11 protein-coding genes and 1 pseudogene are annotated in these 14,701 nt (G+C 63.8%); 3 read left to right on the top strand and 9 right to left on the bottom strand.

The features are described 5' to 3' along the window. Positions 1-10: 10 nt before the first annotated feature. From NPS47_RS25830 to NPS47_RS21275, 4 genes and pseudogenes are all read right to left on the bottom strand, one after another. The gene (locus NPS47_RS25830) at positions 11-766 is read right to left on the bottom strand and encodes a methyl-accepting chemotaxis protein (RefSeq protein WP_425313540.1); all 756 of its coding nucleotides are present in this window, start codon (positions 764-766) and stop codon (positions 11-13) included. A 102-nt stretch (positions 767-868) separates the two neighbouring features. After that, a pseudogene (locus NPS47_RS25825) lies at positions 869-1,876 on the bottom strand (HAMP domain-containing protein); the annotation flags it as partial. Positions 1,877-2,213: 337 nt separating this feature from the next. Next, positions 2,214-3,566: an APC family permease gene (locus NPS47_RS21280; RefSeq protein WP_274296742.1), complete on the bottom strand. Its 1,353-nt coding sequence runs from the start codon at positions 3,564-3,566 to the stop codon at positions 2,214-2,216. A 420-nt stretch (positions 3,567-3,986) separates the two neighbouring features. Continuing rightward, the gene (locus NPS47_RS21275) at positions 3,987-4,901 is read right to left on the bottom strand and encodes a LysR family transcriptional regulator (RefSeq protein ID WP_274296741.1); all 915 of its coding nucleotides are present in this window, start codon (positions 4,899-4,901) and stop codon (positions 3,987-3,989) included. Positions 4,902-5,070: 169 nt separating this feature from the next. On the opposite strand from NPS47_RS21275, the gene NPS47_RS21270 reads away from it, so the two are divergent. Genes NPS47_RS21270 through NPS47_RS21260 form a run of 3 tightly spaced genes read left to right on the top strand, consistent with a single transcriptional unit; the run spans position 5,071 to position 8,669 of the window. After that, positions 5,071-6,375, top strand: coding sequence for an MFS transporter (locus tag NPS47_RS21270; protein ID WP_274296740.1), 1,305 nt, complete (start codon positions 5,071-5,073; stop codon positions 6,373-6,375). 28 nt (positions 6,376-6,403) lie between these two features. Continuing rightward, positions 6,404-7,633 carry a Zn-dependent hydrolase gene (locus NPS47_RS21265; protein WP_274296739.1) on the top strand — a complete coding sequence of 410 codons (1,230 nt, stop codon included), beginning with the start codon at positions 6,404-6,406 and terminating at the stop codon, positions 7,631-7,633. Positions 7,634-7,643: 10 nt separating this feature from the next. Further along, complete coding sequence (locus tag NPS47_RS21260) at positions 7,644-8,669, top strand: histone deacetylase family protein (RefSeq protein WP_274296738.1); 1,026 nt, start codon at positions 7,644-7,646, stop codon at positions 8,667-8,669. Positions 8,670-8,756: 87 nt separating this feature from the next. Here NPS47_RS21260 and NPS47_RS21255 read toward each other — a convergent pair whose 3' ends face one another. The 5 genes from NPS47_RS21255 to NPS47_RS21235 all read right to left on the bottom strand — a co-directional run bounded on the left by NPS47_RS21255 (position 8,757) and on the right by NPS47_RS21235 (position 14,689). After that, entirely contained in the window at positions 8,757-10,448 is a 1,692-nt protein-coding gene (locus tag NPS47_RS21255) for a diguanylate cyclase (RefSeq protein ID WP_274296737.1), read from the bottom strand. A gap of 110 nt (positions 10,449-10,558) precedes the next feature. Continuing rightward, positions 10,559-12,127 (bottom strand): FAD-binding oxidoreductase, encoded by a 1,569-nt coding sequence (locus tag NPS47_RS21250; protein WP_274296736.1) that lies wholly within the window; start codon positions 12,125-12,127, stop codon positions 10,559-10,561. An 11-nt stretch (positions 12,128-12,138) separates the two neighbouring features. Then, a complete protein-coding gene (locus tag NPS47_RS21245) occupies positions 12,139-12,828 on the bottom strand; it encodes a hypothetical protein (RefSeq protein ID WP_274296735.1) in 690 nt (229 codons plus the stop codon). 13 nt (positions 12,829-12,841) lie between these two features. Continuing rightward, positions 12,842-13,177, bottom strand: coding sequence for a c-type cytochrome (locus NPS47_RS21240; RefSeq protein ID WP_274296734.1), 336 nt, complete (start codon positions 13,175-13,177; stop codon positions 12,842-12,844). Between the two features lie 36 nt (positions 13,178-13,213). Beyond that, positions 13,214-14,689 carry an aldehyde dehydrogenase family protein gene (locus tag NPS47_RS21235; protein ID WP_274296733.1) on the bottom strand — a complete coding sequence of 492 codons (1,476 nt, stop codon included), beginning with the start codon at positions 14,687-14,689 and terminating at the stop codon, positions 13,214-13,216. Positions 14,690-14,701 lie beyond the last annotated feature (12 nt).

The following is a 14,701-nucleotide window of genomic DNA, read 5'->3' as shown; positions in this document are numbered from 1 at the left end:
ACGAGTACCGCTACACCTTGAACGTCGCCATCAGCCCCTGCTGATGATTGGCCAGGCGGTTCAGCGCCTGGCTGATCTGCGCCGACTCTTGTGCCTGCCCGGACAGCGATTCGGTCACATCGCGAATGCTGGCGACGTTGCGGTTCACTTCCTCAGCCACAGCGCTCTGCTCTTCGGCCGCCGAGGCGATCTGCAGGTTCATGTCGGTGATCACCGCCACCGCATCGCCGATTCGTTGCAGCGCCGGTACCGCCTGTTCGGCCTGGGCGACGCTGCCCTGGGCCTGGCGATGGCTGCTGTGCATCGAGCCGACCACTTCGCGCGTGCCTTGCTGCAGGCCTTCGATGACCACGCGGATCTCATCCACCGAGTCCTGGGTGCGGCGCGCCAGGTTGCGCACTTCATCGGCGACCACGGCGAAACCGCGCCCGGCCTCTCCGGCGCGCGCCGCTTCGATGGCAGCGTTCAAGGCCAGCAGGTTGGTCTGTTCGGCAATCGAGCGGATTACCTCAAGCACCGAGCCGATCTGTTCGCTACGGTTGGCGAGCTGCTGTACTTCTTCCATGCCGGCGGTCATTTCGCAGGCCAGTTGTTCGATCGCGCGGGTCGTGGTGCGGATCAGCTCCAGGCCTTCGCGGGTGGCAAGGTCGGCACCGCGGGCCGCCTCGGCGGCCTGTGCGGCGTTGCGCGCAACGTCCTGGGCGGTGGCGCTCATTTCCTGCGAGGCGGTGGCGACCTGGTCGACTTCGCGGTACTGCTGCTGCATGCCGGCGCTGGTCTGGCTGGCAATCGCCGCCGACTGGTCGGCGGTGCCACGGGCATCCTGGACCGAAGCTTTGACGTCGGCGATCACCGGTTGCAGCTTGTCGAGGAAGCGGTTGAACCAGCCCGCCAGTTCACCCAGTTCATCCTCGCGGGCGTAGTCCAGGCGGCGGGTCAGGTCGCCTTCGCCGCTGGCGATGTCTTTGAGCATTGCCGCGACCTTGAGGATCGGCCGGGTCACGCCGCGGGCGGTCATCCAGATCACAAGCAGGCCCAGCACGGCGGCGCCGAGAGCCATCAGCAGGCTGGTGAGGTTGGCGCTGTTGTTGTGGGCGTCCAGACGGGCATTGAGCGCAAGGGCCGGCGCCTGCAGGACCTGCTCGGGCACCTCCAGCAACACGCTCCACGGCTGTGCACCGGGCACCGGGGCGAACGACTGGCTGACCTGGAGCATGCCGTCGACGGTGAATTCTGCCGCCTTGCCCGCGCGCATCTGCGCTGCCAGGGCGCTGGCCTGCTGACCGAACACGTCTTCGATTTTCTTGCTCAGCTGACTGCCGTCGCGGCTGTGCCCGGCCAGCAGGCCGGCGGGGCTGACGATGCTGATCTGACCGTTGCCGTCGAACAATTCCTGGCGCCCGTCGAGGCTCAGCTGTTGCAGGTTGTCGAGGCTGATATCCAGGCCCATGACGCCGATGACCTTGCCGTCCTGCTTGAGCGGAATGGCAATGCTGGTCATCAGCGGCGTACGGTCGCCGACGGTGTCGAAGTAGGGGTCGATCACGCAGGTTTCGCCGGTCTCCAGCGGGCAGGTCAGCCAGCGGTTGTAGGCAAAGCCGTTGGCGCCGAGGCTGGTGTCGGCGAGCATCGATTCGGGCATCGCCTCGGACTCCAGCTGGCCGGGTTGCGGTTGCGACCAATAGAGGGAGTAGCGTCCGGTTTCATTGCTGCCGACATCGGCTTGATCGATGAACGCGGCGTCCTTGCCATCGAGGGCATCGGGCAGGAACACCAGGTACAGGCCAAGCAGCTCAGGGTTGTCGGCCAGTGCCGTCTTGGCTTGCTGGGTGAGCGCCTGGCGCAGGTTGTCGAGGCCCTGGGCCTTGAGCACCATCGTCAGGTGCGAGACACCATTGCCGTACAGGTAGGCGTCCTTGAAATAGCGTTGGATACGCACCGCCTGCAACTGGGCATAGGTCTGCAGGCGCAGGCGGGCGTTCTGGTCGAGCATCTGCGTGTTGGCGGTGTTGACCAGTGCTGCGCTGCGGCTCGATTGAAACAGCGCTGCGGTCATCAGCAGTACCACGATGACCAGCAGGCAGAGGCCGGCGAGCAGGGTGATCTTCCATTGGATGAGCAGGCGGCGCAGCAGCATGGTGACGTCCTTGTAGGTTCAGGTAAGTGAACAGCAAAAGCCCGTCGATAACGACGGGCCATTTTTCTATAGCGCTTTACTCGGCAATGAAACTCGGTGGCGCCACCTTGAAGGCTTTGGTCAGGTACGCCAGGTACAGCACACCCAGCGCCGCCCAGACGCCGCCGAACAACAGCGAGTGTTCATCCAGGTCCAGCCACAAAATGGCGATGATACAAAAGCCTATCGTCGGCACCACCAGATACTTGAGCTTGTCGGCCAGGGTCTTGCTGCGGCCTTCACGCAGGTAGCAGTGCACGATCACCGAGAGGTTGACGAAGCTGAAGGCGACCAGGGCGCCGAAGTTGATCACCGAAGTGGCCGTCACCAGGTCGAAGAAGATTGCCGACAACGAGATGAAACCGACGATGACGATGTTGATGGCCGGGGTTTTCCACTTGTCATGCAGGCGGCCGAAGTAGCGTTTCGGGATCACATTGTCGCGGCCCATCACGTACAGCAGGCGCGACACGCTGGCTTGCGAAGCCAGGCCCGAGGCCAGGGTGTTGATGAAGGTGCAGCAGATGAAGATCGACTGGAACAGCTTGCCGCCGACATACAGGGCGATTTCCGGCAGGGCCGCTTCGTGATCCTGGAAGCGGTCCATGGTCGGGAAGAACGACTGGATGTAGAACGACACGATGATGAACACCAGGCCGCCGATCAGCGCAATCAGGAAGATCGCCCGCGGGATGACCTTCTCGGCGTTCTCGGTTTCTTCCGACAGGGTGGTGACCGCATCGAAGCCCAGGAACGAGAAGCACAGGATGGTGGCGCCGGCGACCAGGGCGTTGAGGTGGGTGTCTTCACCGGCAAACGGCAGCAGGCTCCAGGTCGTGCCCAGGCCTTCGCCGCTGTGCAGGCCGCGGATGGTCAGGTAGATGAACACACCGATGATGACCGCCTGGATCGCCACGAACAGGGTGTTGAAGTTGGCCACCAGGTTGATGCTGCGGATGTTGATCAGGCTCATGATGGTGACAAAGCCGACCACCCAGGCCCAGGCCGGGACTTCCGGGAACATCACCGACAGGTAGAGCTTGGCCAGCAGGGCGTTGACCATCGGCAGCAGCAGGTAATCGAGCAGTGACGACCAGCCGACCAGAAAGCCGACATGCGGGTTGATCGCCCGGCGCGTGTAGGTGTAGGCCGAGCCGGATTCGGGGAAGCGGCGTACCAGCGTGCCGTAGCTGACGGCGGTGAAGAGGATACCCAGCAACGCCAGTACATAGGCACTGGGCACATGCCCGTCGGTAATGCCGGAGACGATGCCGAAGGTGTCGAACACGGTCATCGGCGCGATGTAGGCCAGGCCGATGATGACCACCTGCCAGAGTTTCAGGGTCTTCTTGAATTGCGCGCTGGAGGCTGCGGCGTTGTTACTGTGCATGCGCGCTGCGCTCCTGAGTCAGTGGGGAGCGGCGGCGGGGTGAAGCGGTGAGAACGGGTCCTTTGTTCTGCTTTTCAGGTGCGCGTGAAGAGACTGGCATCATGGATGGCACTTGCCCGTATATGTTTGGAATTATTCTTTTGGGTGTGGTGAGGCAGGGGGAAAATAAGAAGAGTTGGAGTGGTGTGTCAATTAAATTCTGACAAATTGTTACCGCTCTGTGTCTTCTTCTCGCAGAGGGTTACTGATCTATAGCTCTATTGCGCGGCTTGTAGCGTTTTTGCGGCTGAATCAGGTGTCTATAAAAATAGACACGGTTGTCGACTTTTATCGGTGACGGTGGGAGCGGGCTTGCCCCGCGAGGCTCTCTGTCTGACCCACCGCAATCGCGGGGCAAGCCCGCTCCCACCGCTTGTGCATCTACAGGTTCGCTTGCAGCGCCTCGATGAACACCGACTCCGCCCGGCTCATGCGCTGTTCGCGGTTCCACAGCAGATGGATATCGACATCGGCGATCCCCTCCAGCGGCGGCAATGGCCAGAGCAGTCCCGCTTCGACATCTGCGGCCACCACATGCGCCGGCAGACAGCCCACGCCAAACCCGGCAATCACCAGGCGTCGCACTTCTTCCAGGCTCGGTGACGAGGCGACGATGCGCCCGCTGAAGCCTTGCTGGTCGCGAAAGATGGTCAGCGGCGAGAGCATGCCGCCGATCTGGTCGCTGGCGAAGCTGACGAAATTCTCACGCTGCAGGTCGCCCTCGGCGACGTCTTTTTTGCCGTATAGCCCATGGTGCTTGCCACAGAAGAACCCGTAACGCTGGCTCAGGAACAGGCGCTGCTCCAGGCGTGGCTGCGGGCGGCGGTTGAGGCTCAGGCCCAGGGTCGCGGTCTTTTCCTGCAGGGCGCTGACAATGTCGGAACTGCGCATCACGTCGATTTCCAGATCGACCCGCGGGTGCTGGCGATGAAAATCAGCGAGAAAACTGTCGAAGCGCTCGCAGACGATGCGGCTGATCATCAGCAGGCGCACTTTGCCAATCACCTCATCGGCCGGCTGCTCCAGCACGCTGCTGACCTGGGACATCTGCCCGTAGATCTCCCCGGCCAGGTGGAAGATCTGTTCACCCACCTCGGTCAGGGCAAAGCGCGGGCCGCGGCGGGCGATGAGCTGGCGCCCGAGCTGTTCTTCCAGGCGCTTGAGCGCCTGGCTCACCGCCGGTTGCGTCAGGTGCAGGCGCGCAGCGGCACGGCTGATGCTGAGCTCCTGGCCGATCACCCGGAAGGTGCGCAGCAGGTTCCAGTCCAGGCGGTCGTTGAGCAGGCGATCAGGCATGGCAGGGCCCTGTGGTGTAAGTATAAGGGTGGTTAATAATCTGAATAATAAATAGAAAATTGACTAATCATAGCCCCGGGACGAAAAATCGTACTCACACAGGCGTCGCCAGAGCGCCGCGAACGCACCGTTCCCTCCTGCCAGAAAAATAATCAAAGGAGCCTGACCCATGAAGCCATCCGCTTCGCCCCAGCCGCGCCGGGCTGCGGCTGCCGCCTTTATCGGCACCATGATCGAGTGGTACGACTTTTACATCTACGCCACGGCTGCGGCGCTGGTGTTCGGGGCCTTGTTCTTTCCTTCCGACGACAAGCTGTTCAGCACCATGGCCGCCTTCGGCACCTTCGCCGTGGGCTTTTTCGCCCGGCCCCTGGGCGGCATTGTCTTTGGTCATATTGGCGACCGTATCGGGCGCAAGAAATCGCTGGTGATCACCCTGCTGATGATGGGTGTGGTCACCGTGTGCATCGGCTTGTTGCCCACCTATGCGCAGATCGGCGCCACCGCGCCGGTGTTGCTGATTCTGCTGCGCATCGTCCAGGGCATCGCCGTGGGCGGGGAGTGGGGCGGTGCAGTGCTGATGGCTGGAGAGCACGCGCCCAAGGGGCGGCGGAATTTCTTTGCGTCTTTTGCCCAGCTGGGCAGCCCGGCCGGTTTGATCCTCTCGCTGCTGGCCTTCAGCGCGGTCACCCGTTTGCCGGAAGAAGACTTGATGAGCTGGGGCTGGCGCTTGCCGTTCCTGGCCAGTGCGCTGTTGTTGCTGGTCGGCCTGGCGATTCGCCTGGGGGTTAACGAGTCGCCGGAATTTCTCGCCAGCCGCGAGCAGGCCAGCAAGGCCAAGCGCAAGGAACAGGCACCGGTGATGGAGGTGCTGCGCACCGCCTGGCGGCCGCTGCTGTTGTGCATTGGCGCCAATACCCTGGGTATCGCCGGGGTGTATTTCACCAACACTTTCATGATTGCCTACAGCACCCAGCAACTGGCCCTGCCGCGTTCACTGATCCTCGAATGCCTGTTTGTGGTGGCGATCATTCAATTCTGCATCCAGCCCCTGGCGGCTTGGGTCGCCGAGAAGATCGGCGCCACACGTTTCCTCTGCCTGGTGTCGCTGCTGGCCATGGCCTCGCCGTACCCGATGTTTGTGCTGGTCAGTTCCGGCCAGGCGCCGCTGATCATTGTCGGTATCGCCCTGGCAGTGGTGTGCATGGCGTCGTTCTACGCGGTGATCGCCGGTTACGTCAGCGGCATGTTCGAGACCCGCGTGCGCTACACGGCGATCTCCATGGCCTATCAGGTGTGCGGCGCAATCGCCGGTGGCCTGACGCCGCTGGTGGGCACCTGGCTGGCGCACAAGTTTGTCGGTCAGTGGTGGCCGATGGCGTTGTTCTATAGCGTGATTGCGGCGATCTCGCTGCTCTGCGTGCTGGCCCTGGCACGCCGCCATGCCGCTGCCCATCGTCTGGAAATGGCCTGATCTGTTTATGAATACTGGAGTAGTTGCGATGCTGAAAAGCAACGGCGAACGCCTGTGGGCGAGCCTGATGGCCATGGCTGAAATCGGTGCGACGGCCCGTGGTGGCAGTTGCCGTCTGGCCCTGAGCGAAGAAGACAAAGCCGGACGCGAACTGTTCGCGCACTGGTGCCGCGAAGCGGGCTTGGCCCTGAGCGTTGACCCGATCGGCAACCTGTTTGCCCGGCGCCCCGGTACCGAGCCTGAGGCTGCCCCGGTGATGATCGGCAGCCACCTCGACACCCAGCCCGAAGGCGGGCGTTTCGATGGTGTGTATGGCGTGCTGGCCGGGCTTGAGGTGGTGCGCCGTCTCAACGACCTGCAGATCCAGACCCGCAAGCCGCTGGAAGTGGCGGTGTGGACCAATGAAGAAGGCGCGCGCTTCACCCCGGCGATGTTCGGCTCGGCGGTGTTCACCGGCAGCATGCAGCTGGAGGATGCCCTGGCGGTGCGCGATGCCGATGGTGTCAGCGTCGCCGAGGCGCTGCAGCGCACCGGGTATGCCGGCAAGCGCCCACTGGGTGGTGCGGTGGATGCCTATTTCGAAGCGCATATCGAGCAGGGCCCGATCCTTGAAGACAACGCCAAGAGCATCGGTGTGGTCAGTGGCGGCCAGGCCATTCGCTGGCTCGACGTGCGGGTCGAAGGCATGGCCGCGCACGCCGGGACCACGCCGATGCCGCTGCGCAAGGACGCCCTTTACGCCGCCGCGCCGATGATCCAGGCGATTGAACAGCTGGCCTGCGACTTCGCCCCCGAGGGCCTGACCACGGTCGGTGAGTTGAGCATCAGCAAGTCTTCGCGCAACACCATTCCCGGCTTGGTGCAGTTCACCGTCGATCTGCGCCATCACCTCGACAGCGCCATCGACGACATGGAACAGCAGGTCAGTAAACGCCTGCACGCGATTGCCGCACAACGTGGCCTGCAGGTCAGCATCAGCCGCCACTGGGTCAGCCCGGCTACGCCGTTTAACCCTGACTGTGTGGCTGCGGTGCAGGCTGCCGTGGACGGTCTGGGCTATGCCCAGCAATCGATTGTCAGCGGTGCCGGTCACGATGCGATTCTGCTGGCGCGCTATTGTCCGACCGCTATGGTATTCATTCCCTGTGTCGGCGGCCTGAGCCACAACGAGGCGGAAGACGTACTGCCCGAGGATGTACGCCGGGGCGCCGATGTATTGCTCAATGCCGTGCTGGCCCGGGCTGGCCGGGTCGAATAAGGAGAAGCTCATGCGTTGCTACTTTCACCCCGAACAGCTCCTGCACCATCCGCGCAGTTACTTCTCCCGTGGGCAGCTGCGCACGCCGCAGGAAGTGCCCGAACGTGCCCGCAATCTGTTGCAGGCGGCGCAGAATCTCGGCTTCGACATCGTACAGCCGGACGATGCCGGCTTGCAGCCGCTACTGGCGGTTCACGGTGAGGGCTACGTGAACTTTCTTCAGGACGCTCACCCGCGCTGGAAGGACATCCCCGAAGACTGGGGCGATGAGGTGATGTCGAATATCTTCGTACGTGAGTCCAATGCCATGCGTGGCATTCTCGCCCAGGCGGCCAGCTACCTGGCGGACGGCAGTTGCCCGGTGGGTGAGCTGACCTGGCGTTCGGCCTACTGGTCGGCGCAAAGCGCAGTGGCGGGCGCCAGGGCGTTACTCGACGGCGCGCCTGCGGCTTACGCCTTGTGCCGTCCACCGGGGCACCATGCGCGCGCCGAAGCGGCAGGCGGCTTCTGCTACCTGAACAACGCCGCGATTGCCGCCCAGGTGTTGCGCGAGCGCTTCAGCCGCGTGGCGGTGCTCGACACCGACATGCACCACGGCCAGGGCATCCAGGAAATCTTCTACGAGCGTGACGATGTGCTGTACGTCTCGGTGCACGGCGACCCGACCAACTTTTACCCGGCGGTTGCCGGCTTTGCCGACGAGTGCGGCAGCGGTGCGGGGCAGGGCTATAACCTCAACTTGCCGATGGCCCATGGTGCCAGTGAGGCGGACTTCCTCGGCCAGCTGGAGGTGGCGCTGGCAGCGGTGCGTCACTTCGATGCCGAGGTAGTGGTGTTGTCGCTGGGCTTCGATATCTACGCGCTCGACCCGCAGAGCAAAGTGGCTGTCACTCGCGAAGGTTTCGCCGCCTTGGGCGAACGTATTCGCAGCCTGGGCGTGCCGTGCCTGATTGTGCAGGAAGGCGGTTATCACCTGGAAAGCCTTGAGGACAATGCGCGGGCGTTTTTTGCCGACAAACAAGACTGGCACCTGTAGGAGATTACTGTCTGTGGGAGCGGGCTTGCCCCGCGATGCGATATGACTGACACACCGCAATCGCGGGGCAAGCCCGCTCCCACCGGTTCAATCGCTGCTGACCACCTGGTTCCGGCCACCTTTTTTCCCCGCATACAAGCGCCGGTCAGCAGTGGCCACCAGGTCCTCCAGGCCTTGGCAGCCATCGACGCGCAGTTCCGCCACGCCCACTGACACCGTCAGGCGAATTTCCAGCGACGGTGCGCCGGCCAGCAGGGTCCCGGCTTCGGGCACGCACACCGACTGCGCGGTGGCGGCGCGCAGCTGTTCGGCCATCTGCGTGGCCTGGGTCAGCGACGTATCAGGCAGCAGCACGCAGAACTCTTCACCGCCATAGCGCACCACCAGATCCTGTGGCCGCACCAGCGCCCGGCACAGGGTGGCCAGGTGTTTGATCACCTCGTCGCCGGCGCTGTGGCCCCAGTTGTCGTTGATGTGCTTGAAGCGGTCGATGTCGAGCATCCACAAGGCCAGTGGCTGATCCTCGTGCAGGCGCTGGAGCAAGCCGCCAAAGTCCGACTGCAGACGGCGGCGGTTGGCCAGTTGGGTCAGGCCGTCGACCAGGCCCATCTCACGCAGTTGTCGGTTCAGGCGCAGTTGTCCCTTGAACAGCCGATCGACAACGTACAGGGTCAGGAACATCAATGCCCCCAGCAGCGCCCAGACACCGAGGAACAGGATGTCGATCTGTGCATTCACCGCCGCACGCAGGTCGGCGGCGCTGATGTAGTTGGTCAGCATCAGGTCGATGCCCTGCAGCTCACGAAATTGCAGGTAGCCCTCGTCAAGCTTCAGCGTACCGTGGTCGCGCTGGAACAGCATCGGGACCGACAAGCGCATGCCCGAGGCCGGCAAGCTGCTCAGCCAGCTGCCCGGCAGCGGTTTGAGCAGCTGCTCACTGGAGGCGACCAGGCTGCCCTCGTCATCGATCAGCGCATGCTGCTCATCGCTTGCAGTGGTCTGGTAGAGGTAGTTCTGCAGTTTGGTCTGCGGCACGTCGTAGATCAGCGCGCCGCGCATCACCGCATTGAGGTACACCGGGGTGCTCAGCAGAACGTGCGGCATGCTGCCTAGATTGCTGCCGGGCGGCGGATAGAAGGCGATGTCGAGGTCTTCGGCGTTGGCGCGGTTCAGGTGCATCAACGGCGAGCTGGTGAATTTGCGCAGGATCGGTTCCAGCTGCTCGTCCCTCACCGCCGGGTAGGCGATGACGATGCCGGAGGTGGTCAGGAACAGGATGCGGGACAGATTGCTCTCACCTTGAAACTGCGCGGGCAACACCTGGCTCATCGCGTGCGCCAGGTGCAGGTCTTCTATCAATTGCTGGGGCTCGCGGCTCAGGCCCGGAATGTTCGCTACCTGGGCATCGCCGATGGCCCGCACCGGTGCATCGGATTTCGGCACCGGCAGCTCCCAGAGCGGCTGCTGGCTGTTGCGCATCGCTGCGCCAATCGCTTCATTGCGGCGCATGGCCGGTTGCATGTGCGCTTCGATCAGCAGCCGTTCGGCGATATTGCGCATGAACTGCAACTGGCTTTTGCCATTGATCACCACGGCCTCGATGGCCAGCGCCTGCAGGTGCAGACTGTGCTCGCGCTCTTGCAGTTCGCGTTGCAGCAGCTGGTAATACTGGCGACCGGCGAGTACCAGGCTGATGGCGAAAGCGGCGAGAAAACACAGGATCACCGTGCGCCGCGGGTGCGCGCAGGCCATGGGCAAAAATCGTCGGGGTTGCGGCATCAAGGCTTTCCACTGGGAATTGAGCCGTGATTATAGATGCTGGCGATAACGTCGCCGTTGCCGCTGGACATGAGCCCCCGCCAGCTCCGGCCTGGCGGGGACGCAAGGGTTTAGAACGGGTTGTTCAGGTCGATGCCGGACTTGCCCGGGGCGAGGATGTTGTTCGGGTCGAGGGCGCGTTTGAGCGCGTGTTCGAGCTTGCGCTTGACCGGCCCGTAGCTTTGCGCGACGCGCTCCTGGAACGCGGTATTGACCCGGTAGACGGCGTAACCGTGCTGCTCGAAGACATCCAGCAACTCGGCGAAGCAGGCATTGGCGCGCAAGGTTTCCTCGGGGTTGCTGCGGTCGTACAGCACGTCGATGACATGGTGCATGTCGCGCCAACCGACGATGAATTCACCGACATAGTCCAGGCCGTGTTTGTTGAGGATCTTTTTCGCCAGGGCCTGCTGTTTGTCGCACTCGCTGCCGCGTGCCTGACTGACCGGCGCGAACCACATCGAGCCACCACCGCCACGCCAGTTGTACAGGCCGAACTCCTGCAGGTTGGGCACCCCGGACATCAACTGCGCGCGGTACTTGAACGGCTGCGTGTCGCCTGCCTCGTCCTCGGTGACGATACGGCCCTTGCCCAGTTGCTTGAGCGCACCGGTGACAATCTGCCAGTTCACATCGACCTGTTCCTGGGTGCCATAGAGGGCGGCGTAGACGTTCCAGGCGCCGAGGTTCTTGTCTTTCTGGATCTGTTTGAGAATGGCGTCGGACGTGGCGCCGGGCTCGGTGGTGTAGTCGCTGCGCCGGGTGTTGCAGGTCGAGGCTTCCCACAGCACGCCGGCGATCACTACCGAGTTGGGGATGACCTGGGCGATGCGCAACGGGCGGATGAATTCGACGATCTCGGCGATGTCCGACTCGTTCTCGAACTTGATTTCAAACGGCTTGAAGACCGGCGGCTTGGGCATCAGCCAGAAACCCATCTTGGTGCAGATGCCGTAGTTGGCCTGGGTGAACATGCCATCGAGGGTAGGGCCGTAACCCCACTTGAACACCTGCCAGGCGTTGTCGCCTTTGACCCCACCCATGCCGGTGCGATAGACGTCGCCATTGGCCAGTACCACTTCCATGCCGCATTGCATCAGGAAGTGCTCGCCGTACGGGGTGTAGCCGACGCCGCGGTCCATGGTGTTGCCCAGTGGCCCGGCAATCGCCGAGGGTGCGGAAAACGACAGCATCAGCGGCAGGTTGTGCTCCTGGATGTAGTCGTAGAGCTGCTGGTAAGTCACCCCGGGTTCGACCAGGGCGGTACACAGCTCAGGGTCGACGTGAAGGATCTTGTTCATTTTCTTCAGGTCGAGAATCACCTGGCCACGCTGGCCGGGCGCCGCCGAGCCGTAGCCGAAGTTACGGCCGGTGGAGATGGTCCAGACCGGAATCTTGAACTGGTTGCAGATCTTCACCACGCCCTGCACCTGTTCCACCGTGGTGGCGGTGACGGCAGCGGCGGGCGCATGTTCGGCGTTGTCCACGGCCATCATGATCTTGTTGTAGGGAATCAGCTGATCGTCCTTGACCAGTACGTTGTCGTCGCCCAGCAGGGCGCGAAACTGCGCCAGGGCTTGCTCGAAACGGGCAGCATCGACGCCGCGGGGCAGCAGGGTATTGGCGGTTGCTTGGCTCATGTGGGAATCCTTCAGACTTCGATCGAGAACGACACGTAGGTGCCGGTCAGTGCCGCGCGGCGGTTGGCAATCAGGGGCGCCTGGCCGGTGTCGGTGCTGCCGAGAACGGCCAGGGCGTAACCGAGGGTGGCCGCCCATTGATCGCCTTCCAGCGCGCGGTGGGCGCTGGCCAGTTGCAAGGTCGGTGCAGCGCTGTGCAGGCGCTGCTCATGCAGGCTGAAGCCCTGGCCGCAGGCGTGCAGGTGCTGGCCCAGTTGCAGGGCGCAACCGTGCGCGGCCTGCGCGCTGAGCAGGCGGTGGCGGGAGTGCCCGGCGCTGGCGTTGTGCTGGCCCAGCCACTGCACGCGCGCTCCGGCGCTGCGCGCGAGGTCGACGATCAGCGCGGCACTGGCATCGTCGAGCAGGCCGATCAGGCGCTGGGGTTGGCCGCTGGCAAGGCGTTGCTGCAGGTCGAGGAGCAACGCAAGGTCGAGGCCTGCGGGCATTGTCTGCAGTTGTGGGGCCGCCGGGCTTGCCTGCAGGCCCTGGACAAAGGCGGAGCGGGCGACTTCTGGGCTGACCAGCGCCAGGCTCGCGGCCTGTGCGTGAGCAGGACGGCCCAGCACGCTGTTGGCCAGGCTCAGGCTGGAGCTGCTCAGGGCAACACCGGCCAGGCCGCCCAGGGCCATGCCCTTGAGCAGCGAGCGACGTTCGACATTCATCATCACAGCACCCTCAAGGCTTGGCCGCTGGCGCGGGGGATTTGGAGATGTAGTCGCCGACCTGTTGCAGGGCGTTGTCGTCGATGAACGAGGCGGGGAAGGCAGGCATGGCACGGAAGCCGTTGCGCACGATGGCGCTGATGTAGGCGGCGGGCAACTGGCGGCCTTTTAGCTGCGGGCCGACCTGGCCTTCATGGCAGTGGCCGCAGACTTTCGCATAGATATTCTCGCCGCCTTTCCACACCCCGTCGCCATCGGCGGCGGCAGTGCCGGCCAGCAGGATCAAGGGCAGGGCAAGGCAGGTGGTGACGGTCCGTCGCGCAGCCTGGCGGTTGGGCAGTAGGGACATTGCGGACTCCTTATTGTTATGGGGTAGGTCAGGCAATCAGAACGGGTAGTGGCGCGGCTGGTGCTGCACGGTGATCCAGTGGTCGGTGGTGAACTCTTCGATCGCCCAGTCGCCGTTGAAGCGGCCCAGCCCGGAGTTTTTCTCGCCGCCGAACGGGGCGTTGGGCTCGTCGTTGACCGGGATGTCGTTGATGTGGGTCATGCCCGCCTGCAGACGCTGGGCGAACTGCACCGCACGCTCCAGGCTGGCGCTGAACACTGCGCTGGACAGTCCGTATTCGCTGCGGTTGGCCAGCTCCAGGGCATGCTCGGCATCGCGTGCGGCCTGGATGCCTACCAGCGGGCCGAAGATCTCGTCGTGGGCGATGTTCATTTCGGCACTGACGTTGCCGAACACATGCGGCGGCAGCACGTTGCCCTGGGCCTGGCCACCGAGCAGCAGTCGGGCCCCTTCGGCTTGAGCGGTGGCAATCTTGTCTTGGAGGCCTTCAAGCTGTCGGGCGTTGATCACCGGGCCGATCACCGTGCCGGGCAGGCTGGGGTCGCCGCAGGGCAGGGCCTTGACCCGCTCGACAAAGCGTTGGGTGAACGCTTCGAGCAGCGGCTGTTCGACGATGATGCGGTTGACCGCCATGCAGATCTGGCCCTGGTGCAGGAACTTGCCCACCACTGCGGCGTGGACGGCCTGTTCCAGGTCGGCATCGGCGAGGACCACGAACGGGCTGTTGCCACCCAGCTCCAGCGCCAGGTGCTTGAGGTGTTCACCGCCGCTGGCGATGCGGCCGATGTTGCGCCCGACCTGGGTCGAGCCGGTGAACGAGATGAACGCCGGCACCGGGTGCTCGACAAAGGCGTCACCGATCTCGGCGCCGGCGCCCACCACCACACTCAGCGCACCGGCGGGCAAGCCGGCTTCTTCGAAGATGCGTGCCAGCAGCAGGCCGCCGCTGACCGGGGTGTCGCTGGCCGGCTTGACCACCACGGTGTTGCCCAGGGCCAAAGCTGGAGCAAGGGAACGGGCAGTGAGGTGCAGAGGGAAGTTCCACGGGCTGATCACCCCGATCACCCCAAGCGGCTTGCGGTACACCCGGCTTTCCTTGCCGGGAATGTTGGAGCTGACGATGCGCCCGTGGACGCGGCTCGGCAGACTCGCCGATTCCAGGGTGATGGCGCGGGCGGCGCCCCATTCGATCTGGGCCTTGATCCGGGTGCTGCCGGACTCGCGGATGATCCAGTCGATGATTTCTTCACGACGCTCATCGAAGATGCGCACGGCCTGGAGCATGACCTGGCTGCGCGCGGCCGGGGACTGGGCGGCCCAGTCAGGCTGGATCTGGCGCGCGCTGCGGTACGCCGCATCGAGGTCGTCGCGGGTGGCCATGGGAATCTGCAGCAGGGTTTGCTGGTTGAACGGGTCGACTACCGTCAGCGCGCGCTCGGCGCTGCCAGCACGCCAGTGTCCGGCCAACGGCTGCAGGTGAAGGTTTTGGTAGGCAGGGCGGGTAGGGGTCATCGGATGCTCTCT

The organism is Pseudomonas putida (assembly GCF_028682475.1).
Taxonomy (GTDB): domain Bacteria; phylum Pseudomonadota; class Gammaproteobacteria; order Pseudomonadales; family Pseudomonadaceae; genus Aquipseudomonas; species Aquipseudomonas putida_AG.
This window is presented reverse-complemented; position numbering and strand designations above follow the sequence as displayed.